The organism is Streptomyces alboniger (genome assembly GCF_008704395.1).
In the GTDB taxonomy this organism is placed as follows: Bacteria; Actinomycetota; Actinomycetes; order Streptomycetales; family Streptomycetaceae; genus Streptomyces; species Streptomyces alboniger.
In genome coordinates this window covers 3350158-3375045 of the sequence record NZ_CP023695.1, presented here as the reverse complement: position 1 = coordinate 3375045, position 24888 = coordinate 3350158, and the positions used below count along the sequence as shown (strand labels likewise).

General features: G+C 72.3%; 18 protein-coding genes. 8 read left to right on the top strand and 10 right to left on the bottom strand.

Annotation, left to right across the window (positions count from 1 at the left end; translation table 11 throughout):
- Positions 1 to 51 precede the first annotated feature (51 nt).
- From CP975_RS14775 to CP975_RS14765, 3 genes are read right to left on the bottom strand one after another with little or no spacing between them, the layout of a single operon-like run.
- The gene (locus CP975_RS14775) at positions 52 to 1443 is read right to left on the bottom strand and encodes a DHA2 family efflux MFS transporter permease subunit (protein ID WP_055536087.1); all 1392 of its coding nucleotides are present in this window, start codon (positions 1441 to 1443) and stop codon (positions 52 to 54) included.
- Positions 1440 to 1613: an MbtH family protein gene (locus tag CP975_RS14770; protein ID WP_055536088.1), complete on the bottom strand. Its 174-nt coding sequence runs from the start codon at positions 1611 to 1613 to the stop codon at positions 1440 to 1442. The genes CP975_RS14775 and CP975_RS14770 overlap by 4 nt, the downstream gene beginning before the upstream one ends.
- Complete coding sequence (locus CP975_RS14765) at positions 1610 to 8866, bottom strand: amino acid adenylation domain-containing protein (RefSeq protein WP_150476968.1); 7257 nt, start codon at positions 8864 to 8866, stop codon at positions 1610 to 1612. Before CP975_RS14765 ends, CP975_RS14770 begins: the two co-directional genes overlap by 4 nt.
- Before the next feature lie 143 nt (positions 8867 to 9009).
- Here CP975_RS14765 and CP975_RS14760 point away from each other — a divergent pair, with 143 nt between their 5' ends.
- Positions 9010 to 10146, top strand: coding sequence for a M20 family metallopeptidase (locus tag CP975_RS14760; protein WP_246201774.1), 1137 nt, complete (start codon positions 9010 to 9012; stop codon positions 10144 to 10146).
- Here CP975_RS14760 and CP975_RS14755 read toward each other — a convergent pair.
- Positions 10133 to 11131: an ABC transporter substrate-binding protein gene (locus CP975_RS14755; RefSeq protein WP_055527957.1), complete on the bottom strand. Its 999-nt coding sequence runs from the start codon at positions 11129 to 11131 to the stop codon at positions 10133 to 10135. The two genes, CP975_RS14760 and CP975_RS14755, sit on opposite strands and share 14 nt — an antisense overlap.
- Positions 11132 to 11258: 127 nt before the next feature.
- On the opposite strand from CP975_RS14755, the gene CP975_RS14750 reads away from it, so the two are divergent.
- Together CP975_RS14750 and rho are read left to right on the top strand one after the other, a co-directional pair.
- Positions 11259 to 12050, top strand: coding sequence for an ABC transporter ATP-binding protein (locus tag CP975_RS14750; RefSeq protein ID WP_055527955.1), 792 nt, complete (start codon positions 11259 to 11261; stop codon positions 12048 to 12050).
- Positions 12051 to 12346: 296 nt separating this feature from the next.
- Positions 12347 to 13546 carry a transcription termination factor Rho gene (rho, locus tag CP975_RS14745; protein WP_055527953.1) on the top strand — a complete coding sequence of 400 codons (1200 nt, stop codon included), beginning with the start codon at positions 12347 to 12349 and terminating at the stop codon, positions 13544 to 13546.
- On the opposite strand, the gene CP975_RS14740 is transcribed toward rho, so the two are convergent.
- Positions 13533 to 14816 (bottom strand): M6 family metalloprotease domain-containing protein, encoded by a 1284-nt coding sequence (locus CP975_RS14740; protein ID WP_055527951.1) that lies wholly within the window; start codon positions 14814 to 14816, stop codon positions 13533 to 13535. The genes rho and CP975_RS14740 overlap by 14 nt on opposite strands.
- A 317-nt stretch (positions 14817 to 15133) precedes the next feature.
- On the opposite strand from CP975_RS14740, the gene CP975_RS14735 reads away from it, so the two are divergent.
- Positions 15134 to 15790, top strand: coding sequence for a TetR/AcrR family transcriptional regulator (locus CP975_RS14735; RefSeq protein WP_055527949.1), 657 nt, complete (start codon positions 15134 to 15136; stop codon positions 15788 to 15790).
- Between the two features lie 78 nt (positions 15791 to 15868).
- Complete coding sequence (locus CP975_RS14730) at positions 15869 to 17362, top strand: MFS transporter (protein WP_055527947.1); 1494 nt, start codon at positions 15869 to 15871, stop codon at positions 17360 to 17362.
- A gap of 22 nt (positions 17363 to 17384) precedes the next feature.
- Here the strand turns inward: CP975_RS14730 and CP975_RS14725 are convergent, their stop codons facing one another.
- From CP975_RS14725 to CP975_RS14715, 3 genes are all read right to left on the bottom strand, one after another.
- A complete protein-coding gene (locus CP975_RS14725) occupies positions 17385 to 17900 on the bottom strand; it encodes a MarR family winged helix-turn-helix transcriptional regulator (protein ID WP_055527946.1) in 516 nt (171 codons plus the stop codon).
- Between the two features lie 80 nt (positions 17901 to 17980).
- Positions 17981 to 18997, bottom strand: a complete 1017-nt coding sequence (locus CP975_RS14720; protein WP_055527944.1) for a questin oxidase family protein — start codon at positions 18995 to 18997, stop codon at positions 17981 to 17983.
- A gap of 48 nt (positions 18998 to 19045) precedes the next feature.
- Positions 19046 to 19588 (bottom strand): GNAT family N-acetyltransferase, encoded by a 543-nt coding sequence (locus tag CP975_RS14715; protein ID WP_055527942.1) that lies wholly within the window; start codon positions 19586 to 19588, stop codon positions 19046 to 19048.
- A gap of 201 nt (positions 19589 to 19789) precedes the next feature.
- Between CP975_RS14715 and CP975_RS14710 the strand changes: the two genes are divergently transcribed.
- Complete coding sequence (locus tag CP975_RS14710; RefSeq protein ID WP_030786332.1) at positions 19790 to 20791, top strand: sigma-70 family RNA polymerase sigma factor; 1002 nt, start codon at positions 19790 to 19792, stop codon at positions 20789 to 20791.
- Between the two features lie 55 nt (positions 20792 to 20846).
- Here CP975_RS14710 and CP975_RS14705 read toward each other — a convergent pair whose 3' ends face one another.
- The gene (locus CP975_RS14705) at positions 20847 to 21839 is read right to left on the bottom strand and encodes a helix-turn-helix transcriptional regulator (RefSeq protein ID WP_055527941.1); all 993 of its coding nucleotides are present in this window, start codon (positions 21837 to 21839) and stop codon (positions 20847 to 20849) included.
- Between the two features lie 156 nt (positions 21840 to 21995).
- Here CP975_RS14705 and CP975_RS14700 point away from each other — a divergent pair, with 156 nt between their 5' ends.
- Positions 21996 to 23519: an MFS transporter gene (locus tag CP975_RS14700; RefSeq protein ID WP_055527940.1), complete on the top strand. Its 1524-nt coding sequence runs from the start codon at positions 21996 to 21998 to the stop codon at positions 23517 to 23519.
- 209 nt (positions 23520 to 23728) lie between these two features.
- Positions 23729 to 23983, top strand: coding sequence for a hypothetical protein (locus CP975_RS14695; RefSeq protein WP_055527939.1), 255 nt, complete (start codon positions 23729 to 23731; stop codon positions 23981 to 23983).
- 11 nt (positions 23984 to 23994) lie between these two features.
- On the opposite strand, the gene CP975_RS14690 is transcribed toward CP975_RS14695, so the two are convergent.
- Positions 23995 to 24756, bottom strand: a complete 762-nt coding sequence (locus CP975_RS14690) for a DUF6227 family protein (RefSeq protein WP_055527937.1) — start codon at positions 24754 to 24756, stop codon at positions 23995 to 23997.
- Between the last annotated feature and the right edge of the window lie 132 nt (positions 24757 to 24888).

The following is a 24888-nucleotide window of genomic DNA, read 5'->3' as shown; positions in this document are numbered from 1 at the left end:
CGTAAGGGGCGCGGGGAACTGCGCAGAACGGCGCCCCCAGCTCCCGAGCAGTCAGACCGGCGGCCCGGCGATCACCCTTGGCAGGCGCACCGCCAGCCCCGCGCCCACGCCCACGAACACTGCCGTGAGAAGCACGGCAACCCGGTACGGACCCGCGTCCGAGAAGCCCACCCCATGCCCCCCGATCAGCGCCGCACAGGCGGCGATACCCACCGCCCCGCCCAGCGTCCGGACGATCTGGAAGAGGCCCATCGCCTGCCCCATGTCCGCGGGGGCGATGCCCTCGAACCCGGCGATCTGGATCGTCAGGACCGCCGTGCCGAGCACGAGCCCGACCGCGAACATCAGCCCCCGCACCGCCCAGGCGTTCTCCGCGACCCCGGGCGCGGCAAGTGCGGCGAAGACGCCCGCGGCGAGGAGCAGCGCCGGGGCCGCGAGGCGGCGCGGGCCGAGGCGGGGCAGGAGGCGGTCCACGGCCTGGGACGCCAGCATCAGGCCCAGCGCCTCGGGGAACACGCTCAGCCCGGCGTCCAGCGCGGACGCCCCGAGCGCGGCCTGGTAGAGCAGCGGGAAGACGAAGAGGACGCCCATCAGGCCCGCCGCGCTGACCAGGGCGAGGGCCGAGGCGGCCCCGTACACGCGGTCGGCGAGCAGCCGCAGGCGCAGGAGGGGTTCTTGGACGCGGAGTTGGTGGACCACCGTGGCCACCAGCAGCGCCGCGCCCAGCACCGCGCTGACCGCCACCGACGGCCGCGACCAGCCCTGCGAAGGGCCGAAGCCCAGCGCGTACGTGAGGAGGCCGAGGGCCGGGGTGGCGAGGAGGAAGCCGACGCGGTCGAAGGGCCCTCGCGTCCCCTCCACGTGCTCGCGCAGCGCCACCGCGCCGAGGAGGACGGCCGCCGCGCCGACGGGGACGTTCACGAAGAACAGCCAGCGCCAGGAGAGGTGTTCGGTGAGGAAACCGCCCAGCGGCGGGCCGAGCGCCGGCATCAGCGCGGTCGGGACGATCAGGACCTTGGACAGCTTCACGCGCTCCTCGGGCGGGAACGCGCGGAAGAGCAGTGTCATGCCGACCGGCGTGAGCAGCCCGCCCGCCAGGCCCTGGGCCGCCCTCGCCACCACCAGGGTGGTGAGGTCCGGCGCGAGACCGCACACGGCGGAGGCCGCCGTGAAGACGGCCAGCGAGCCGAGGAAGACCCGCTTCGTGCCGAGGCGGTCACCGAGCCAGCCCGCCACCGGGAGGGCGAGGGCCAGGGCGACGAGGAACGCCGTCTCGACGGTGTTCGCCGCCGACACCGGACGCCCGAAGTCCCCCGCGATGGTGAAGAGCGCCGGGTTGACGATCGTCGAATCCAGGCCGTTCATGCACATCGCGGCGGTGTAGACGAGGACGACGGCGACCCTGGGCCGTATCCGGGGCGTGACCAGCAGGCCGCCGCTCACCGGCCGGAGACCCAGGCCAGGGCGTCCTGACGCGGGCACGGGCCGTGCACGGCCGTCCAGCCGTCGGGCATCGCGGCGAACAGCGGCCACAGCGAGTGCTCGCCCCGGTCGTTGGCCAGGACCAGGAACTCCCCGTCGGCGTCGAAGGGGTTGGCGGGTGCGTCACTCATGATCGCGGGGTCTCCAGCTCGGTCAGTCGGTCGGCGACCACGCGGGCGATGTGCGCGATCGGCTCGGGCAGGGTCATGTCCTTGTGCGAGCAGGCGACGTTCGTGTTCGCGATGCGCCCGCCGACGTACGGGGTCCAGGTCTCGGGCGTGAGGGTCGCGTCGATGGTGTCGACGGTCGCCCGGAAGAACAGCACGTCGCCCTCGAAGCGGCGGTGGTCGTAACCCCGCACGAGATGGTTGGTGTTGAGGTAGATGTCGCGCAGCGCCTCGAAGGTGGCGGGGGGGAGGGCCGCAAGGGGGCTGCCCTCGCGGCGCAGGACGCCGATGACGTTCTCGGTGGTCAGGTCGTCGCCCGCGAGGCTGTCCGGGCCGTAACCGCCCATCGTGAGCAGCGACTCCAGGGCCTCGGCCTCGTCGGACTCGGGCAGCTCGCGGAAGCCCTCCGCGGGGTAGGCGTCGAGGATGGCGAGGAGTTCCACCTCGTGGCCCAGTTCCTGGAGGTGCGTGGCCATGGCGTGCGCGATGATGCCGCCGGTCGACCAGCCGAGGAGGCGGTAGGGGCCGGTGGGCTGCACCTCGCGCAGCCGGGAGACGTAGTGGGCGGCCAGCTCCTCCAGGGTTCGGGGGAGCGGGTCGGCGGCGGTGGCCGCCCCGACGCCCTGGGCCTGGAGGCCGTAGATCGGCACGTCGGCCGGGAGGTGGCGGATCAGGCCCGCGTAGCACCAGCTCAGACCGCCCGCCGGGTGGACGCAGTGGACGGGGGCGCGGTCGCCCTCGCGGGCGGGGCGCAGCGGGAGCAGGACGTCCAGCGGGTCGGCCTGCTCGCTTCCCGCGTCGAGGACCGCGTCGAGAGCGGCGGGTGTCGGGGACTGGAAGACCGTGCCGATGGAGACGTCCGCGCCGAACGCGGACTTCACACGGCCCGCGAGGCGCACCGCGAGCAGTGAATGTCCGCCCAGCTCGAAGAAGTTGTCGTCGATGCCCACGGCTCCCTCCAGCGCGAGGACCTCCGCGAAGATCGCGCAGAGCTGCTCCTCGCGGGGGGTGCGCGGAGCGCGGCCCGCGGCGGAGGCGGCGGGCCGCTCCGGCGCGGGGAGGGCCTTGCGGTCCAGCTTGCCGTTGCTGGTGAGCGGCAGCCGGTCCAGGAGGACGACGGCGGACGGGACCATGTGGACGGGGAGTTCACCGGCCGCGTGCTCGCGCAGAGCGGCGGCGGTCGTGGCCGTGCCGTCGGCCACCGCGTAGCCGACGAGCCGCTTGTCGCCGGGCACGTCCTCGCGGACGACGACGGCCGCGTCCGACACGGCGGGGTGGGCGGCGAGGACGGCCTCGATCTCGCCGAGTTCGATGCGGAAGCCGCGGATCTTCACCTGGTGATCGGCGCGCCCGAAGTACTCCAGGGCGCCGTCCGCGCGGCGGCGCGCGAGGTCACCGGAGCGGTACATGCGGGCGCCGCGCTCGCCGAAGAGGTGCGCGTACGGGTCGGCGACGAAGCGGGTCGCGGTCAGGTCCGGGCGGCCGAGATAGCCGCGGGCCAGCCCCTCACCGGCGACGTACATCTCGCCCGTGACGCCCGGCGGGCACGGCTGGAGGCGCTCGTCGAGGACGTAGACGCGCAGGTCGGGGATGTTGACGCCGATGGTGCTCGACGTGGAGGCGGCGGCGGTCGCGCGGTCCAGCGCGAAGTAGGAGACGTGCACGGTCGTCTCGGTGATGCCGTACATGTTGACGAGGGTGGGGCTGTCGTCCGCGTGCCGCTCGTACCAGTCGTCGAGCCGGGCCAGTTCGAGGGCCTCGCCCCCGAACACGACGTAGCGAAGGGCGAGTTCGCGGCCGTCGCGGGCCTCGCGGTCGGCGGCGGCGAGCTGGTAGAAGGCCGAGGGGGTCTGGTTGAGGACGGTGACCCGCTCGTCGGCGAGCAGCGCGCGGAAGGCGCCCGGGTCGCGGCTGGTCAGATGCGGTACGACGACGACCTTGCCGCCGTACAGCAGCGCGCCCCACAGCTCCCACACGGAGAAGTCGAAGGCGTACGAGTGGAAGAGCGTCCACACGTCGTGCTCGTCGAAGCCGAACCAGTGGTCGGTCGCGGTCAGCAGCCGCGTCACGTTGTGGTGCGTGACGACGACGCCCTTGGGACGGCCCGTCGATCCCGAGGTGTAGATGACGTAGGCGGGGTCGTCGGGGGTGAGCGGGCGGGTGCGGTCGCTCTGGGTGAGGGGGCTCTCCTCGTACGCGTCCGGGGTGTCGCCGTCGACGGCGATCAGCGGCAGCGCGTGGGCCTCGGCGGGCAGCCGGGGCGCGGTCGCGGTGTCGGTGAGCAGCGCGGCCGGGCGGGCGTCGCCGAGCATGTAGGAGAGGCGGTCGGCGGGGTAGTCCGGGTCGAGGGGGAGGTAGGCGGCACCGGAGAGGGCGACCGCGAGCAGGCCGGTGACGAGGTCGGCGGAGCGGGGCAGGGCGAGCGCCACGATGGAGCCGGGGCCGATGCCGCGGCCGGCGAGGAGGCGGGCCAGGCGGTGGGCGCGGGCGGACAGTTCGGCGTACGTGAGCGCCCGGCCGTCGTGGGAGACGGCGGTGCGGTGCGGGTGCCGGGCGGCGGCGGCCTCGTAGACGTCGGCGAGGGTGGTGGGTGCCGAAGCCGTCCGGCCGGGCTGGGCATTGACCGTCACCAGGGCGTGGTGGTGCTCCTCGGGGCTGAGCAGGGGGAGGAGCCCGAGGGGGAGGTCGGGCGTGTGCGCGGCCGCGGTGAGGAGGCGGGCCAGGCGGTCGGCCAGGGCCTTGGCGGTGGCGCGGTCGAAGAGGTCGGTGCGGAATTCGAGGAAGCCGGATATGCCCTGCTCGTCGGCGAGTTCGCCCGCGTTGAGGGTCAGGTCGAACTTGGCCGTGCCGGACGGGACCGCGGCCAGCCGGGCCGTGGTGTCCGGGCCGAGTGCGAACTGCCCGTCGGGGATCGACTGCCAGGCCAGCATCACCTGGAAGAGCGGGTGACGGGCCAGCGAGCGGGGCGGGTTGATCTCCTCGACGAGCTGGTCGAAGGGGAGTGCGTCGTGCTCGTACGCGGCGAGCGTCGCGCCCCGCACTCGGTCGAGGAGCGCGCGGAAGCCGGGGTCACCGGAGGTGTCCGTGCGCAGTACGACGGTGTTGGTGAAGAACCCGACGAGGTCGGCGGTGGCGTCGTCGTCGCGCCCGGCGACGGGCGTGCCGAGCGGGATGTCGGTGCCGCAGCCGTGCCGGGTGAGGAGCGCGGCGAGACCGGCCTGGACGGTCATGAAGACGGTGGTGCCGGTGGCCGCGGCGAGCTGTTTGAGGGCACGGTGCGCGGCGGGGCCGAGGGAGAAGGGAACGGTGTCGCCCTGGGACGACGCGACGGCCGGGCGCGGCCGGTCGGTGGGCAGCTCCAGCTGGTCGGGCAGGCCCGCGAGGGCGTCCTTCCAGTATCCGAGATGGGTGGCCGCCAGACCGTCGGCGAGGAGTTTCTGCTGGTGGGCGGCGTGATCGGCGTACTGGAAGGGCAGCGGGGCGAAGTCGGGCGCGCGTCCGGCCGCGCGGGCGGCGTAAGCGGAGGCGAGGTCGCGGGCGAGGGGAGTGGTGGAGGCGCCGTCGCCCGCGATGTGGTGGAGGAGCAGGAGGAGGGTGTGACGGGTGGGGCTTTGCGGGTCGGTGAACAGGGTGACCCGGAGCGGGGGCTCGGCGGCGAGGTCGAAGCAGTGCCGGACGGCGTCGGCCAGGGGGTCCGGGGCGTCCGGGGCGTCCGGGGCGAGCGGTTCGTGGTGCAGGACCGGGCGGGCCAATGGGTGTTCGGGGGCGAGGACGCGCTGGTGGGGCTGGTCGTCAGGGGCGTTGTCAGTGGTGGGATACAGCGTTCTGAGGGTCTCGTGGCGCGCGGCCAGATCGTGCAGGGCGAGCTGGAGCGCGGCGTGGTCGACGGGGCCGTCCAGGGTGAGGACGAGCGGGATGTTGTAGGTGGGGCTGGGGCCTTCGAGGCGGTGCAGGAACCACAGGCGCTGCTGGGCGGGGGAGAGGGGGAGGGTGTCGGTGCGGGGGACGGGGACGAGCGGGGCGGTCTCGGCGGCGGGGGCGGCCGCGGCGGCCGTGGCGGGCACAAGTGCGGCAAGCGCGGCGGGAGTCGGCGCCTTGAAGATGTCGGCGATCCCGAGCGCGGTGGCGAACCGCTCGCGAATACGGGCGGCGAGGCGGCCCGCGAGCAGCGAGTGACCGCCGAGGTCGAAGAACGTGGCGTCGGGTGACGGCCACCCGGACTCCAGGCCGAGGACGTCGGCGAAGAGATCGCAGAAGGCCTTGGTGTGCGGGTCGGTCACATCGCGGGCGGCACCGCCGGGGGCGAGCGCCGGCTCCGGGTCGGGCAGGGCCCGGTGGTCCAGCTTGTCGTTGGCGGTGCGAGGCAGCTCGGCGAGGAGCGTGACCGTGGCCGGGACCATGTGCTCGGGCAGGGTCTCGGCGAGGTGGGAGCGGAGGTCGTCGGGGATGAGGGTTCCCTCGGAGACGGCCACGGCATAGGCGAGGAGCCGCTTGCCGTGTGCGGTGTCGCGGGCGATCACCGCGGCCTGGGCGATCGCCGGGTGGGCCGCCAGCCGTTCCTGGATCTCGCCGAGTTCGACGCGGAAGCCCCGGATCTTCACCTGGTCGTCGCCGCGCCCCAGGAACTCAAGGGTGCCGTCCGCTCGGCGCCGCACGAGGTCCCCGGTGCGGTACATGCGGCCGCCGGGGTCGCCGTGCAGGGCACCGAACGGGTCGGCGACGAAGCGCTCGGCGGTCAGGTCGGGGCGCCCGAGATAGCCGCGGGCCAGACAGGCCCCGGCGACGTACAGCTCACCGGTGACGCCGGGGGGCGCCGGACGGAGGGAGGAGTCGAGGACGTAGACGCGGGAGGCGCGCACGGGGTGGCCGGTCGTGCTGCCGCCGGGCCCCGGCAGCCAGTAGTAGGCGTCGACCGTCGTCTCGGTCGGCCCGTACAGGTTGATCGGCCGCGAACCCTCGATCGCCGCGAGCCTGTCCCACAGCGGCCCTGGCACGGTCTCGCCGCCCACGACCACGACGGCGGGGCGGTGCCTGCCCTCGTCGAGCAGGCCTTCGGCGACCAGTGCCTCGGCGTAGGAGGGGGTGACGTCGAGGTAGTCGACGCGGTGCTTGTCGACGTACGCGGCGAGCGCCGCGGGGTCGCGGTAGGCGGCGTCGTCGAGCAGGTGGAGTTCGTGGCCGTGGACCATCCACAGCACCGGGTCCCAGGAGGCGTCGAAGGCGAACGACGCGCTGTGCGCGACGCGCAGCCGGTCCCGGCCCGCGCGCTCGACGGCGGGCGCGATGTGGTCGGTGCCGTGCCCGGCGAGGAGGTTGGCGAGCGAGGCGTGGGTGACGACGACGCCCTTGGGGCGTCCCGTGGAACCGGAGGTGTGAATGACGTAGGCGGGGTCGTCGAACCGCGGCGCGATGTCCGGGGCGGACGCGGGGAGCGCGGCGAGCGCGGCCGCCGTGTCCGGGTCGTCGAGCGCGAGGACGGGCAGCCCGTGGTCCGGGAGCGCGGCGAGGGTCGCCCGGGTGCCGATGACGTAGGCGGGGCGTGCGTCGGCCAGGACGTCCAGGGTCCGCGCGGCCGGGTGGCCGAGGTCCAGCGGCTGGCAGACGCCGCGCGCCTTCAGTACGGCGAGCAGTGCCACGACCGTGTCGGTGCTGCGGGGCAGGGCGAGGGCGACGGCCGTGCCGGGGGGCACGTCGGCGGCCAGCCGGTGCGCGAGCCGGTTCGCGGCCGCGTCGAGATGCTCGAAGGTCAGGGCGGCGCCGCCGCTGCGGACGGCCACGGCGTCGGGGGTGCGGGCGGCCTGCGCGGCGAACACCTCGGGCAGCGTGTGCTCGGCGGGCGGTTCGGCGCGTCCGGTGGTGGCCGCGCGGATCTCGTCGGGGGCCAGGAGGTCGAGGGTGCCGATGGGGCGGTGCGGGTCGGACAGGAGGAGGTCGGCGAGGGCGTTCAGATAGGTGACCAACGTACGTTCGTGGCGGGCGAGTTCGGCGTCGTCGTACCGTCCGGCGTTGGCGTCCAGGGTGAGGCGGAGGGTGCCGTCGGCGCGCGGGGCGGCGCCGACCGCGAGGTCCTCGACGGGCCCGGCGGCGAGGTTGCGGACGGTGCCGGGCAGGCCCGCGAAGTCCAGGTCGGTCTCGAACGGCTTGATGTTGACCATGGGCCCGGTCAGCGGCTCGCCCGCCGTGCCGAGCGCGAGGTCGCGGCGGAGGTCGGCCTGCGGGTAGCGCTGGTGGCGGCGGACCGCGCGGATCTCCAGGACGACGCGGCGCAGGAGTTCGGCGCCGGTGTCGCGGGGGCGTACGGCGATGCGCAGCGGCAGGACGTTGACGGTCATCGCCGGGGTGCGCAGGGCGGCGGGGCCGCGCCGGTTGGTCAGCGGCAGGCCGAGCACGATGTCCTCGGCGCCCGTGACGCGGTGCAGATGCCCGGCGGTGGCGGCGATGACCAGCTCGGCCCAGGTGGCCTTCACGGCCTGCGCGGCACGGCTGAGCCGCTCGAAGGAGCCGTCGGGCAGGTCGGTGGCGCGCCGGTGCAGCAGATCGGACGGAGTGGCACGGGCGGCGAGGGTGGCGGGGGTGGTGTGCCCGGCGGTGCGCTCTGCCCAGAAGGCGCGGTCGGTGGCGTACTGCTCGCTCGCGAGGTAGCGCCGCTCGTCGTCGGCCAGTTCGGCCAGCGGGGCGAACCGCCGCTCGGCAGGCCCTTGGTGGCCGGTGGCGAGGGCGGTGTACAGCTCGGCGACGCGGCTGCCGATGAGCTGGAGGGCGTACGCGTCGACGGCGAAGTGGTGCACGCGCTGGTACCACCAGTGGCGGTCGTCGGCGAGGCGGATCAGGGCCTGGGTGACGAGGCCGTCCGCGTCGTCGGCGGGGCGGGTGAGGTCCACCGGTCTCGCGAGGTCGGCCCGCATCCAGGCCTCGGCGGCCTCCTCCGGATCGGCCTCGGCACGCAGGTCCAGATGGTGCAGGCGCGTCCGTGCGCCGCCGGGGACGACCTCCTGCCAGGGTGTGCCGTCCGCGTCCTCCCCCGCCCGCAGCGCGAGGGTCTCGGCCTCGGCCGTGGTGCGCGTCAGTGCGGTCTCGAACAGGGCGGAGTCCAGGGGGCCTTGGATCTCCACGCGGTCCGCCGTGTTGAGCGCGGTGCTCTCCGGGGCCAGCTGCTGCGCGTAGAGGATGCCGGCCTGCGCGGTGAGCAGGGGAAGGCGATCAGGGCGCTGATGCATGTGTGTGACGACTCCCGTGAACCTGAACCTGACGTGACCTGAACTGACCTGCTGGCCTGGGGGACGGGGCCCGCACGCAGGCCCACCAGTACTAACTTAGGTAAGCCTAAGCTATCTTGGCCGCTATGGAGAAGACGACCCCCATGGTGTTCAAGACAGCCCTCCGCAAGGAGATCGAGGGACACCGAGACGACCTGCTCGCCCTCAGCGCCCGCATCCACGCGCACCCGGAGACCGCGTTCGAGGAACACCGCGCCGCCGCCTGGTGCGCCGAACTCCTCGCCGCCCAGGGCTTCGACGTGACCGCGCCCGCCTACGGCCTGGACACCGCGATGAGCGCCACCGTCGGCAGCGGCCCCGTCACGGTCGCCATCGTCTGCGAGTACGACGCCCTGCCGGGCCTCGGCCACGCCTGCGGCCACAACCTGATCGCCGCCGCCGGTGTGGGAGCGGCCCTCGCCCTGGAGTCGTACGCCGATGCGCTCGGCCTGACCGTACGGGTGATCGGGACACCGGCCGAGGAGCGCGGCGCGGGCAAGGCGCTGCTCATCGACGCGGGCGCCTTCGACGGCGTGGACGCGGCGATGATGATCCACCCCTGCCCGTTCGAGATGGCCGACTTCCGCTCCTTCGCGCTCGGCACGCTCTCGGTCACGTACACCGGAAAGGCCGCGCACCCCAGCCTCAACCCGCACGAGGGCCGCAACGCCGCCGACGCCCTGACCGTCGCCCAGGTCGCGCTCGGCCTGCTGCGCCAGCAACTCCCGCCGCAGTGGCGGGTGCACGGCATCACGACCGCCGCGGGCACGGCCCCGAACGCCATACCGGACCGCGCCACGGCCGAGTACGAGATCCGCGCGCTGGCCGCCGAGGACCTGCGCGAACTGCGCGAGCGCGTCGAGAACTGCTTCCGCGCCGGGGCCCTGGCCACGGGCTGCGAGGTCACCCTGGAGCGGCCCGAGCCCGACTACCTCGACTTCCGAGGCGACCCCGGACTGCTCGAACTGTGGACGGCGAACGCCCGGGCGCTCGGCCGGCCCGAACCCGTCGAGCGCGAGCCCTTCGCCTGCACGGACATGGGCAACGTCTCGCACCTCGTACCGTCCATCCACCCCGTCCTGGACATCAGCGGCGGCGCCTGCGGACCGCACGAACCGGAGTTCGCCGCGGCCGCCGTCTCACCGGCCGCCGAGCGCGCCCTGCTCGACGGCGCGCTGGCCATGGCGTGGACGGCGGCCGACTTCGCGAACGCCCGGATCGTGGCGGCTACTTCTTCGTGAGTGCCTCGCTGATGTCGTTCATGACCTCGTCGGCGGCGAGCGGGCCGCCACGGGTCGACCAGACGGAGCCGTTCACGGTCACGACGTGCTTCTTCTTGACCGCGCCGAGGTCCTTGTAGGCGGGCTTCTTCTGGACGTCCTTCAGGGCCTTCTCGCCGTCCGAGGTCAGGGTGGAGAGGAACAGCCAGTCGCCGTCGATCTCGTTGATCTTCTCCAGGCTGAGCGAGGGGGTGTGCGCGTTGCCGTCCTTGTTCTGGTTCTTCGGCCGCTTCAGGCCCATCTCCAGGGCGACACCGCTGGCGAACTGCTTGTTCTCCATCCAGCTCGGGCCGTCCGGGTTCCAGCGCACGATCGACACCTCGGCACCCTTGTTCGCGCCGAGCTTCTTGCCCGCGGCCTTCGCGGCGCGCTTGTGGTCGCTGATGACCTTGTTGGCCTTGGGGAGTTCGCCCACGGCGTTGCCGATGCCCCGCAGGGTCAGCTTCCAGTCGTCGGTGGGCGCCATCGTGACGACGGTCGCGGGCGTGATCTCGCGCAGCTGCTTGAGCACCTGCTCGTCCTGCATGTCACCGGCGAGGATCAGGTCGGGCTTGGCCGCGACGACCTTGTCCATGACGGGCTGGAGGAGGTTGCCGACCACGTCGATGCCCTTTACCTTGCCGGCGAGGTAGGCCGGGGGCTTGTCGAGGCCCTGGCCGTTGGTGATGCCGACCGGCTTCACGCCGAGCGCGAGGACGGCGTCCAGGTCCTCCTGGGTCAGCGTCACGATCCGCTTCGGGTGGGCCGGGACCTTCACGGCCGTGCCGGTGGCGTCCTTGATGGTGCGGGTGCCCGCGGAGGCCGAGCCGCCCTTGTCGGACGAGGCGTTGTCGGAGCCGTCGTCCGAGCCGCAGCCCGTCAGGAGCAGCGCCGCCGCGCCGAGTGCGGCGACCGCCTGGGTCGCGCGTCGGGAGGCGGGGGAGAGGGGGCGTCGGGGGACGGTCATCAACAGCTCCGGGATCAAGGGGACATGAAGAAGTGGTCGTCAGCGACCGTGGTTTTGGCTAAGGTTAGCCTTACCTTAGGTCAAGCTGGCAAGGGGTGAGCCCCTCGAACCCGGAAAGGCGCATCCCGTGAAACTCCGCGTCGAGCAGCTCACCGCCGGATACGGCGGCGCGCACACCGCCGTCGACGGGGTCGACCTCACGGTCGAATCCGGCCAGGTCGTGGCCATCGTCGGCCCCAACGGCTGCGGCAAGTCCACGCTCCTGCGCTGCATGGCGCGGCTCCACCAGCCCCTCTCCGGGCGGGTGTTCGCGGGCGACGCGGACATCTGGCGGCTCAAGCAGCGCGAGACGGCCCACCGCGTCGCCCTGCTCCCGCAGTCCCCGCAGGCCCCCGAGGCGGTGACCGTCGCGGGACTCGTGCGGTACGGGCGCCACCCCCACCAGGGCCTGTTCCGCCAGTGGTCCGCCGAGGACGAGCACGCCGTGACGCGGGCGCTGGAGGCCACCGGTACGGCGGAGCTGGCCGAGCGGCGCCTCGATCAGCTCTCCGGCGGGCAGCGGCAGCGGTGCTGGCTCGCGATGGCGCTGGCCCAGGAGACACCCGTCGTCCTGCTCGACGAGCCCACGAGTGCGCTCGACATCGGCCACGCCGTGGAGGTCCTCGACCTGGTCAGGGAGGTCGCGGCGGAGGGCAGGACGATCGTGATGGTCGTCCACGACCTCGCCGCGGCGGCGCGGTACGCGGATGTCGTCGTCGCCATGCTGGCCGGCCGGATCGTCGCGACGGGCGCGCCGCGGGACGTGGTCGACGCCGGGCTCGTCAAGACGCTCTACGGGATCGACGCGGAGATTCTGCGCGCCTCCGCCGACGGCGCGCCGGTGGTGGTTCCCGCGGTCCGGGCCGCCGCCCGCGGCTGAAAACGGCCTGATTCCGCCGCCTGCCCGGTGCGCGTGCGCCGGTGCGCCGCGGAGGCCGTGTGTTACCTTGCCATCAGTACGTGTGTACGCCCCGGCTCATCTCGGGGCGCCCGTACTGAACCTTTTCCCTTTTTCGGGATCCGTTCCCCGGGACCCGTTCCCCGGGATCTGTCAGGCCGACCGGGCCTTCTCCTGTACTGCGATCACCGCAGTCTCCCTTTCGCCCGTCGTACGGGGCGTGAACATCGCCGCCCCGCCGGGCCCCTCATTCGCATGTCCGCGAAAGGACCACCCGTATGACCGCCACCGCGACCGAACCGACCACACGTACCGACCACACCATTCGCCCGGTAACTCCCATGAGCTGCAAGGGAGTTCTTGACATCGCCCGCGACGGGCGCGGATTCCTGCGGAGCGAGGGATGCCTGCCCGCCTCCGCCGACGTACAGGTTCCCGCGCCGCTCATCCGCCAACTCGGCCTGCGCACAGGCGACTTCGTCGACGGCGAGTGCGCGGGACGGGCCCGGACGCTCACCGGCGTGCACCGCGTCAACGGACGCGTCCCCGAAGCGCTGGCGGCGCGGCCCCGCTTCGGTGATCTGACCCCCCTGCACCCCCGCGAAAGGCTCCGCCTGGAGACCGCGGGCGGCGCCGTCGCGGGGCGCCTCGTCGACCTGGTGGCGCCCGTCGGCAAGGGGCAGCGCGGCCTGATCGTCGCGCCGCCGAGGACCGGCAAGACCGTACTGCTCCAGCAGATCGCCGCGGCGATCGCGGCGAACCACCCCGAGTGCCACCTCATGGTCGTCCTCCTCGACGAGCGGCCCGAGGAGGTCACCGACATGCGGCGCTCGGTCCACGGCGAGGTGCTCTCCTCGACCTTCGACCGGCCCGCCAAGCAGCACATCGCGCTCGCCGAACTCGCCGTGGAGCGCGCCAAGCGCCTGGTCGAGGAGGGGCGCGACGTCGTCATGCTCTTCGACTCGCTGACCCGGCTGTGCCGCGCCTACAACAACGCGGCCGCCAGCGGCGGAAAGACCCTCAGCGGCGGCGTCGACGCCGCCGCGATCCAGGGCCCGAAGCGGCTCTTCGGCGCCGCGCGCCTCGCCGAGGAGGGCGGCTCCCTCACGATGCTCGCCACCGTCCTCGTGGAGACCGGATCACGCGCCGACGACTACTACTTCGAGGAGCTGAAGAGCACCGGGAACATGGAGCTGCGGCTCGACCGCACCCTCGCCGACCGGCGCCTCTTCCCGGCCGTGGACGTCACGCCCTCCGGCACGCGCAGGGAGGAACTGCTCATCACAGGCGACGAGTTGACCGCCGTACGCGGACTGCGTCGGGCCCTCCAGGGCAGGGACGGCGCCGGCTCCCTGGAGACGTTGCTCGACCGCATCAAGAAGACCCCGACGAACGCCGCGTTCCTGCGGCAGGTGCAGCAGACGGTCCCCGGGGCCGGGTCGGGGTCCTCGGCGGCGGACGGCTCTACGGCCGCGTGACGTGCACGCGGTAGTCGCCGTCGTCCGTCACTTCCGCCACCGTCATCCGTACGCCCGTCACGCGGTCGGTGAAGGTCTCGCCGGGGCCGTAGGGCGCGTCGGAGAGTTCGGCGTGGACGTTCGGCCGGCGGGTGCAACCGCCGCTGTCGGCGGCCGAGTCGGAGACCGTGACAGGGCCGTGTCCCGTGTCGACGTCCGCGTCCACGCGGTAGACCAGGACGCCCGGTTTGCAGACCGCCTCGTCGTTGCCGCCGGGGGTGCGGACCTCGATCGCGTACCCCGTCTTCGCGTTCAGCGGCACGAAGGCGAGCTTCGTACCGCCGGTGCGGGCCAGCGGCGACAGGACGTGCTCGCTGCTGCCGGGCTTCGCCGCACAGCCGATCTGGTCGTCGTCGAGCCAGCCCAGCTTCCACTTGTGCCAGGCGAGCAGGTCGTTGTTGGCGCCCCAGTCCTCGCTCATGATGTCCCAGTGGCCGACCGCGCCGCCGCCCTCCTGCGTGTACAGGTCGGGCAGGCCGAAGACGTGGCCGTTCTCGTGCGGCAGGACGCGGTAGCCCGTCTCGTGGTAGCTGCCCGAGCCGTCGTCCTGACGGCTGTAGACGAAGGACGCGTTGGAGACGGGCACGCCGTCCGCGACCGGCGCCTCGTGGTTGCCCGCGAAGGTCACCGACAGGACCGTGTCGAGCGCGGAGGGCCCTGCGTTCGGGGTCACCAGGACGTTCACGAGGTCGTAACTGCGGAAGTCCACGTCCGGATCGGCCGCGGCCACGATGTCCTCGACCAGCTCGCGGTAGCCCGGATCGAAGGGGGCGCCGCGCTCTATCCCGTACTCCGCGAAGGACTTCGGCATCCGCAGCCAGTCCGGCACGGGGGATTCCGGCCGGTAGTCCAGGCGCCCGTAGGAGCTGGTGCGGAACCACTTCGAAGTCTGCGGGAAGAACTCCGCGAGCCGGTCCATCGCGCTGCCCTGACCGGGCGCGTCCGAGAAGTCGACCATGAGGTTCAGGGCACGGACGGTGCCGGTCGAGCGCGAGTAGCCGGGCGGGGTGGGCATGCCCTCCGACATCTGCACGCCCATCGTGCCGCCGATCATGCACGGCCCGAGCGCGCTGCCGCGCGCCATCGACACGGGGCCCGCCGCGCTGGGGGAGTCCTCCATCAGGCGTCCGGTGCTCGCCGAGGTGGTGACCGCGAGGGCGAGGACCGTGACCGAGGCGAGGGCGACACCGCGGCGGGCGGGGCGTATCCGCCGCCGGATCGGCTGCTGCATACGTGGCCCTTCCGCTCCGCGGCAGCCGCCGGACCTGGCTGCACCCTGTCCGATCACCCTGTGCCGGGGGGTGCGCGGACGCTCGCTGGGTGCGACCGATCGTGGGTTTCTCGCCGATTCGGGTGTGAGGCAGGTCACACGGAATGCGGGCGCGGACCGGAAATATCCGGGGAGTCCTTCCCCGTTTAGACCTGTGTTCGCGCGAAACGGGGACTGACTCCCCGCATCACCGGGGACGAGCCGGCAGCGGACCGAACCAGCAGACCCGGTCGGCAGACCAGCACCCAGCAGACCGGCAGAGGACCAGAGGAGAAGCCGTGGACACCGCCACCGCCCCGCAGCGCCGGGCCCCCCGCCCGCGGGCCGACGCCCTGCGCAACCGGGAGCGGATCGTCGCCGCCGCGCGCGAGATGTTCGTGGAGCACGGGCCCGACGTGCCCCTCGACGAGGTCGCGCGCCGGGCGGGCGTCGGCAACGCCACGGTCTACCGCCACTTCGCCGACCGCGGCGAGCTGGTGCGTCAGGTCGTCCTCTCCGTGACGGACCGCGTCGCGGCCCTCGCCGAACAGGGCGTGGCCACGGCGGACGCCGACCAGGACGCCTCCTTCGCGGCGCTGCGCACCTTCGTGCACGCCGCGGCCGACGAGCGCATCGGCGCCCTGTGCCCGATGCTCCAGACCGGCTTCGACCCCGACCACCCCGACCTGCTGGACGCCCGTGAGCGTCTGGAGCGCTCCATCGAGGACCTCGTGGAGCGGGCCCGCGCGGCCGGGCAGCTGCGCACCGACATCGCCGTCGGCGACCTGCTGGTCGCCCTCTCCCAGCTCGGGCGGCCCCTGCCCGGCACCCCCTGCCCGAACATGGACCGCTTCGTCCACCGCCATCTCCAGCTGTTCCTCGACGGCCTGATGGCGCCCGCCCGCTCCGAACTTCCGGGGGAGGCGGCGACTCTGGAGGACCTCCGGCAGCGCTGACCTCGCTTCGTTATCCCTGTTTGTATCCCTGTTCTTTCGCTGTATTTGACCATTTCGTACCGCTAGGTGGCTCTCTCCATGTCAGAAACGGATCCGAGGCGCTGGAAAGCCCTCGTCTTCATCGCCCTCGCCCAGCTGATGGTCGTCCTCGACGCGACTATCGTGAACATCGCGCTGCCCTCCGCCCAGGAGGACCTCGGCATATCCGACGGCAACCGCCAGTGGGTCATCACGGCCTACGCGCTCGCCTTCGGCGGTCTGCTGCTCTTCGGCGGCCGCATCGCCGACCTGTGGGGCCGTAAGCGCACCTTCGTGACCGGCCTGATCGGTTTCGCCGCGGCCTCCGCGCTCGGCGGTGCCGCGACCGGCGAGGCCATGATGCTCGGCGCCCGCGCCCTCCAGGGCGTCTTCGGCGCGCTGCTCGCGCCCGCCGCGCTCTCCCTGCTCGCGGTGATGTTCACCGACGCCAAGGAGCGCGCCAAGGCCTTCGGCATCTACGGCGCGATCGCCGGTGGCGGCGGCGCCGTCGGCCTGATCCTCGGCGGCTTCCTCACCGAGTACCTGAACTGGCGCTGGACGTTCTTCGTCAACATCCCCTTCGCGGTGGTCGCGGCCCTGGGCGCCTACTTCGTCATCCGTGAGCCGGCCGGCACCCGCAACCGCTCGCCGCTCGACATCCCCGGCGTGGTCCTGTCCACCCTCGGCCTGGTCGCGCTCGTCTACGGCTTCACCCGCGCCGAGTCCGACGGCTGGTCGGACTCCGTGACCATCGGCATGTTCGTCGCGTCGGCCGTGCTGCTCGCCGCGTTCGTCCTCACCGAGGCCAAGGTCAAGTCGCCGCTGCTCCCGCTGCGCGTCCTGACCGAGCGCAACCGCGGTGGCGTCTACCTCTCGCTCGGCCTCGCCGTCATCGCGATGTTCGGCCTGTTCCTCTTCCTCACCTACTACCTCCAGATCGTCGAGGGCTACTCCCCGGTCAAGACCGGCTTCGCCTTCCTGCCGATGATCGCGGGCATGATCGTGGGCTCCACGCAGATCGGCGCCCGCCTCATGACGCGCGTCCCGCCGCGTCTGCTGATGGGCCCGGGCTTCCTGCTCGCCGCCGTCGGCATGCTGCTCCTGACGCAGCTGGAGGTCGGCTCCTCGTACGCCGGGCTGATCATGCCGGCGCAGCTGATGCTCGGCCTCGGCATGGGTACGGCGTTCATGCCCGCCATGTCGCTCTCCACGCACGGGGTCGAGCCCCGTGACGCCGGTGTCGCCTCCGCGATGGTCAACACCTCGCAGCAGGTCGGCGGCGCCATCGGTACGGCCCTGCTGAACACCATCGCCGCCTCCGCCACGTCCGCGTACCTCGCCGACCACGCGGCCGGCGCCGCCAACCCGAAGCTCGTCCAGGCCCAGGCCATGGTCGAGGGCTACACCAGCGCCATCTGGTGGGCGGTCGGCATCCTGGTGGTCTCCGCGGTGATCGCGGCGACGTTCATCAACACCGGCCACCAGGGCGGCCCCGAGGCGTCCGCGCAGGACGGCGCGGAGGACGAGCTGAAGGTCCCGGTGCTCGTGCACTGACCGGTCCCCCTCGGCGGAGCACCTAGCGAAGCCACGGGAGGTCGGCCCCGGCCTCCTTCGGCTGAAGTCCCTCGGCGACGATCGTCATGATCTCGCCGAGGGACTTCTGCTGTTCCGGGGTGAGCCGGTCGAAGAGCGACTGGCGTACGGCGGTGACATGGCCCGGGGCGGTCCTGGCGAGTACCTCGAACCCCTCGTCGGTGAGGATCGCGAGCTGGCCGCGCTTGTCGGAGGGGCAGTCCTCGCGGCGCACCCAGCCGCTCTTCTCCAGGCGCGCGACGGCGTGCGAGAGCCGAGAGCGGGTGATCTTCATGATCTTGGCCAGCTCGGTCATCCGCAGCCGCCGCCGGGGGGCGTCGGACAACTGGACCAGCAGTCCGTAGTACACGTGCGGCATGCCCGCGTCGCGCTGGAGCTGACGGTCGAGGAAGTCGTCGAGGAGCGTGGTCGCCTGGAGGTAGGCCCGCCAGACGCGCTGCTCGTCGCCGTTCAGCCAGCGGGGCTCGCCGTCCGGGGGAGGAGTGGGTGCCATATCCATGTACTCCACTGTACGAGGCCTGTTCTTGAACTTTGAACGAACCGCGCGGGGTGCTCGCCTGTGTGAGCGGCCCGTTCAGGTCACCTGAGCGGCTCGTTCAGTTCGACGGCCCGCAGGGCCGCGGCCAGGGCCCGCTCGCCGCCCACGTCCAGAGCCGTGTCCGTCAGCTTGATGACGTGCTCGTCCCCGTGCGCGAGCGCCAGCTCGACGACCTCCTCCGCGGCGAACGTGCCACGCGGCTCGTACGCGACCGCCGCGTCCGGCGCGTACATCGCCGTGACCGCCGCGGACGCCGTCCAGGCGGCTCGCAGGCTCGGCGCCCACAGCTCCCGCGGCAGCGCGGGCAGCGCCCGCAGCACGGCGTTCGGCGCCGTCGCCGCGTGCACGAGCATGATCTCGTCGCCGTGGCCGTGCGTGGCGTACCGATGTGTGGCCGCCTCCACCAGCTCGGTCAGCATGCGCCGCGCGTCGTCGGGACTCCTCACGCAGCCGGCCCCCACCGGCAGCGCCCGTACGCGGCCGAGCCGTGCGGGGAAGCCGCCCTCCGTCCGGTCGTCGATGGGCACCACCGCGTCCAGGGCGTCGGCCGCGGTCGCGGCGCCCGGCAGCTCGACCAGGCCGGTGACCGGGTGGTGCCGGGCGGCCCAGTAGCCGAGGCCGTGCGCGAGTTCGGCGAGGCGGGGCGTGGTGGCCTCGCCCTGCTCCAGGGCGCGCACGGCGTGGCCCACCCGGATCACCGGATGCGTCGAACCTCCGTACATACCGGGGAGCAGCCGCGGCCACCACTCGGCGAGCACCTCGCGCCAGGGGCGTTCCTCGATCTCCCGGCGGAAGTAGGCGATCCAGTCCGCGGCCCGGCGCGGGTCGCCGAGCGCGGTCTCGCGGTCGGCGTCGGTGATCGGGGCGAAGGGCGCGGGAAGGTCCTCCAACTTCCGGGCGTAAAGATCAAGCCATTGATGGACCGCTCTCGACTGTCCGTGCGCGGCGAGCGCCTCGACGGCCATGGGCGCGTGATTGGTGAGCCGCCCCTCCCGTTCGGGGCCGAAGCCGTGCAGTCGTGTCAGGGCCTCGTCGAGAATGCCGGTGGTGTCGGTCATGCGGGGACGGTAGGCCGCTGATCCACTCGTCCGGATCGGCCTCGCGGCCTAGGTCCGCGGGCCGAGGGGGCGCTCGTACCAGGCGACGTCCCAGTACCGCCCGAACTTCCTGCCCACTTCCTCGTACGTCCCCACGTGCCGGAACCCGAAGCGCTCGTGGAGGCGGACCGAGGCCGCGTTCGGCTGGGCGATCCCGGCGTAGGCGCGGTGCAGGTCCTCGCCCTCCAGGGCTTCGATGAGCGTCTTGTAGAGCAGCGTGCCGATGCCGCGCCCGGCGGCGTCCGGCGCGCAGTACACGCTGACTTCCACGGAAGTGGAGTAAGCGGGCCTGGGGCGGAAAGGGCTACTGGTGGCGTACCCGAGCAGCCGGCCCGGGCGGGCGCCGGTCTGCCGCTCCTGAGCAACCAAGAGGCGGTGAGGGCCGTCTTCAGGGTGGGAGAGCAGCCAGGTGCGGCGCTCCTCCGGCAGGAAGGTGACGGTGTCGAAGGTGACGGCCGTCTCACGTACGTAGTGGTTGTAGAGGTCTGTGAGGGCTTCGAGATCCGTCTCGACCCCCGGCCTGACCTGCACCTCTGTACGTTCCGAAATCATCCGGCCTCCCCGCGTGGCGCCACAGGGTACTGCACCGCCGGGAAAAAAGATGCGCGGCTTGGGAATTCTGTCCGGATTCCAGTCGTTGTTTCCATCGGATGCAGGGCACTCGAAGGTGTGCCATCCGCCACAGAGGCCCCAGTAAGGGCCGACACAGAGGCCCCAGGGCCGACCAGGACAACCACACGCAAGGGAGCACGCATGGCAACCCGTGCCGTCGCCCGTCGTAAGTCCGCCGCCTCCGGCGAGACCGATGCGGCACGCAGTGTTCGCGCCGTAGGCGGGGAGATCGCCGACCGCGACCTGGTCGGCATGTACCTCGACGAGATCGCCCGTACGCCACTGCTCGACGCCGCCAAGGAAGTGGAGCTGTCCCAGATCATCGAGGCGGGTGTGTACGCCCGCAAGATCCTGGACGGCGAGGTCGAGGACAGCAAGGTCACCGCGGACCGCGAGGAGCTCGAAGCCCTCGTCGCCGACGGTGAGCGGGCCAAGGACGTCTTCATCCGCTCGAACCTCCGGCTGGTGGTCGCGGTCGCCCGCCGCTATCCACGCAGCGGCCTGCCCCTCCTCGACCTGATCCAGGAGGGGAACGCGGGCTTGGTGCGCGCCGTCGAGAAGTTCGACTACGCCAAGGGCTTCAAGTTCTCCACGTACGCCACGTGGTGGATCCGCCAGGCCATCACGCGCTCGATAGCCGACCAGTCCCGCACCATCCGCCTCCCCGTCCACCTGGTGGAGGAGCTGGGCCGGATCCGCCGCGTCCAGCGCGAGTTCAACCGCGAGCACGGCCGGGAGCCGGAGCCCGCGGAGATCGCCGCGGAGCTGTCCTCGACGCCCGAGCGCGTCATCGACGTCCTGGACTGGGCCCGCGACCCCGTCTCGCTGAACATGGGCGTGGACGACCAGGGCGACACCCAGTTCGGTGACCTCCTGGAGGACACCTCGGCCGTCTCGCCCGAGCAGTCCGTCCTCTCCCTGCTGCGCAGCGAGGAGCTGGACGACCTGATAGGCCGCCTCGACCAGCGCACCGCGTCCATCATCAAGATGCGGTACGGCATCGTCGACGGCCGCGAGCGGACGCTGACGGAGGTCGGCAAGGAGCACGGCCTCACCCGCGAGCGGATCCGGCAGATCGAGAAGCACGCGCTTCTGGAGCTGAAGAAGCTGGCGCGGGACACGGGGTTCGACGCGGTGGCCTAGGGGCGGCCGGCCCTCGGCTGCCTTGCCCCGGCTGGGGAGTTGGCTGCCCCGCGCCTCACTCCTCGGGCCGGGATTCCGCTGCCCGGGTCAGGCGGTGGCCCAGTTCGCTGAGGCACCTCACCAGTTCCGGCGGACCGTGGGCCGTGAAGTCGCAGTTCATTACGGCCAGGCGGACCGCCAGCCATTCGACGGAGTCCGTCGCCGTGCCGCGCAGGCGGCAGCGGCCGGTGCCCAGCGGCTCGACCGTGCCGAGCGACGACCGCAGCCGCGCCCTGACGAACTCCGCCGACGCGGCGAACGTCACGTCGATCTCGTACGCCGACTGCTGCCCGCGCCGGACCGACTGCCGGATGAACTCCGCGGCGTCCCCCTGCGGCAGCTCCCGCGGTGCGAACCGCGCCCCTGTGGCGAACGGCTCGGTCACCCGGTCGACGCGGAAGGTCCGCCAGTCCTCGCGGTCGATGTCGTACGCCACGAGGTACCACCGCCGCCCCGTCGAGACCAGGCGGTACGGCTCGGTCAGGCGGCGGGTCTCCGTGCCGTCCCCCGCCCGGTAGGAGAACCGCAGGCGTTCGTGGCCCGCCGCGGCCGACGCCATCACCGTCAGCGTCTCCGGCGCGATGCTCGCACCGTCCCCGCTGGTCAGCGGCATCGTCGCGGTCTGGAGCGCGGAGACCCGGTGGCGCAGCCGCGCCGGCAGGACCTGCTCCAGCTTGGCGAGCGCCCGTACCGACGCCTCCTCCACGCCCTCCACCGCGTGCCCCGCCCCGACCCGCAGCCCGACCGCGATCGCCACGGCCTCCTCGTCGTCGAGGACCAGCGGCGGCATGGCCTTGCCCGCGACCAGGCGGTAGCCGCCGAGGGAGCCCTGCGCGGCCTGCACCGGATAGCCCAGCTCCCGCAGCCGTTCCACGTCGCGCCGCACCGTCCGCCGACTCACCCCGAGCCGCTCGGAGAGTTCGCTGCCGGGCCACTCGCGGGGGGTCTGGAGGAGGGAGAGCAGTTGCAGCAGCCGGATGGGAGTCTGCGCGCCCGTCGCCCCTGTCACGCGTACGCCCGAGGCGTCATTGCCTTCACGCTCTTCATCCTCTTCATCCTCGTCGTCGTTCTCGCCCTCGTTCCCATTCCTGTTCTCGTCCTCATGGGATCAGGATGCCGGTGATGTAGGACCTCTTATGACCTATATGGCTCCTAGCCTTCCGGCATGAGTTCTCCCACCAGCACCCTCCCCGACGCCGGGCCCCGGTCGGACCGGCGACGTTGGTTCGCCCTGGCCATCGTGATGACCGCCGCCTTCATGGACCTGGTCGACGTCACGATCGTCAACATCGCGATCCCGTCCATCCAGCGGGACGCGGGCGCCACCTTCAGCCAGATCCAGTGGATCACCGCGGGTTACACCCTCGCCTTCGCCGCCGGACTCATCACGGGCGGACGGCTCGGTGACATCCACGGACGCAAGCGGCTGTTCCTGATAGGCATCACCGGCTTCACCGTCGCCTCCGCGCTCTGCGGCTTCGCGGTCAACCCGGAGATGCTGGTCGCCTCGCGCATCCTGCAAGGCGGCATGGCCGCGCTGATGGTCCCGCAGGTGCTGTCGATCGTGCACGCGACCTTCCCCGCCCACGAGCGCGGCAAGGTCTTCGGGCTCTTCGGCATGGTCGTCGGTCTCGGCGCGGTCTCCGGGCCGCTGCTGGGCGCGCTGCTCACCGAGTGGAACATCCTCGGCCTGGAGTGGAGGCCGATCTTCCTCATCAATCTGCCGGTCGGCGTCGCCGGAATCATCCTGGGCCGCAAGTTCATCACCGAGTCCAAGGCCCCGAGGGCCCTCAAGCTCGACCTCGTCGGCGTCGTCCTGGTCACGCTCGGCCTGCTGATGCTGATCTACCCCCTCACGCGCGGCCGTGAGCTGGGCTGGCCCGTCTGGGGCCACCTGATGATGGCCGGCTCCCTCGTCGTCTTCGGCGCCCTCGTCGGGTACGAGAAGTGGAAGACGGCGAAGGACGGTTCGCCGCTCGTGGAGCTGTCCCTGTTCAAGGTGAAGAGCTTCGCCGCGGGCATCGCCGTGCAGACCGTGTTCGGCGTCACGATGGGCATCTTCTTCCTCGTCTGGACCCTGTACATGCAGTACGGCCTCGGCTGGACCCCGCTGCACGCGGGCCTGACCGGGGTGCCGTTCTCGGTCGCCGTCTCGGTGGCGGCCGCCACGTCCGTGCAGAAGCTGGTGCCGCGCTTCGGCCGCAAGGTGCTCCAGGCGGGCGCCCTGGCCATGGCTGCGGGCCTGCTCCTCTACATCTGGGAGGCGGGCCGGTACGGCGCGGGCCTCACGTCCTGGCAGATGGCGCTTCCGCTGACCGTGATGGGCGTGGGCATGGGCCTGATCGTGGCGCCGCTGACGGACGCGGTCCTCTCGGGCGTGCCGCGGGAACACGCGGGCTCGGCCTCCGGACTCATCAACACCGTGCAGCAGATGGGCACGGCGCTCGGCCTCGGCCTGGTGTCGGTGGTCTTCTACGGCGTGATCGACGAGGGGGTCGCACCGAGCCGGCTCCCCGCGGAGTACGTGGCGGGCTTCCAGAACGCGCTGTGGTGGGCGGTGGGCGTGCTCGCGGTCATCTTCCTCGTCATGTTCGCGCTCCCGGCGAAGCCGAAGCACCAGGTGAATGGCGCCGAAGAGGCGGCGGCCGCGGAGGAACTGCCCGAGCGGGAGCCCGTGTTGATTCCCTGACGCTGGGCACAGGCGACGGCCTTCGGGGTAGTACGAGTCTTGGTATGGAGGCCTGCTGATGGAGCATCAGGACTCTGTTCATGACCTGCTCGTCCTCGGCCGCCGCCTGATCCGGGACGGGAGGGAGGGATGCGACATGCGTCACTTCGGGACCTAAGCCCCATAACTCCCCTGTCGGAAGCCTCGGGGCGTGTTGTCTACTGGGCCGCATGCTCCGGGATATCTCGATCGTTCAGCAGATAGGCCTGGCCGTGCTCGCCGTGGCGACCGCGGTCTGGGCCGTCGGTCTGGTGCGGGTGATGCGCAGGGAGCGCCCCGAGGCGCAGGCGTGGCGCGCGCCACAGGCACTCCGCGCGCTCCCGGGTCAGCAGGGCCCGCCGCGCGCGGAGGCCGTGGAACTCACCGCGGACGAGCGGGCGGCCTTCGCCGGTCTCGTACAGCAGTACGGCGACGGCCGCCCTTAAGGCCCACGGGCCTACTGCCCCGGAGCCGCGCCCGTCGCCCTGCGCTCCATCGCCGCGCGGGCCGCGTCCTCGGTGGCGTACACCTCGCACATGTGGCGCCCGTCGGGGGTGAGCGTGTGCTCGACCTCCCACAGGCTGATCTCGCCGCCGTCGAAGAGCAGGAACGCGTGCTCGTAGAGCGAGAAGCTCAGGCGCGCCTCACCGCTCAGGCCGGGACGGCCGAACGCCTGCGTTATCTGGTGCGCGAACGCCGCGCGCAGCAGGCGCGCGATGTCCTCCCCGGGCCGGTCCTCGGCGTTCTCCGCGCGACGCAGCAGCCGGCGCGCGTGGTCCGCGGAGTTGTCGGGGGAGTACGCGTGGCTGGGCCCGGAGTCGGCGGGCAGCTGGAGCATGACGGGCCGGCCGCACGGCGGCGGGTCGGGCGGCAGTGGCAGCCGCGAGGTGGCGACGCCCGCCTCCTCCTCGTCGGCGTAGACCTCATACGTCGGGGCGCTGCCCGGCGTGGTGTTGTGGACCAGCTCCCAGAGCGTGAGCACGGAGGCGTCGGCGAGCAGCCAGGTGTGTCTGTACGTCTCGCGGTGCAGGCCCGCGCTGTGGTGCGCGGAGTGCAGGGAACTGTCGTGCGCGAGAGCCGACTCGAGGCGGCCTATGACCTCGTCGGGCAGGTCGAAGGAGTTCAGGGCACGGCCGAGGAGTCGCTCGAGGTGCTCCTCCGGAGAGTGTGGCTCGGGCGACTCGGGTGGCTCGTACGCCGTTTCGTACGGAACGCTCAAGGCTTCTCCCGGCGTTGCTGCATGTCACCTGGTGAGTGCATACCGTAGCCCCTGGGTCGGACATCATGTCCGGGAACGGGAAAACGCGCGAGCCACGAGGGAAGTTCCCACGTGGCTCGCTCAGTTGAGGGG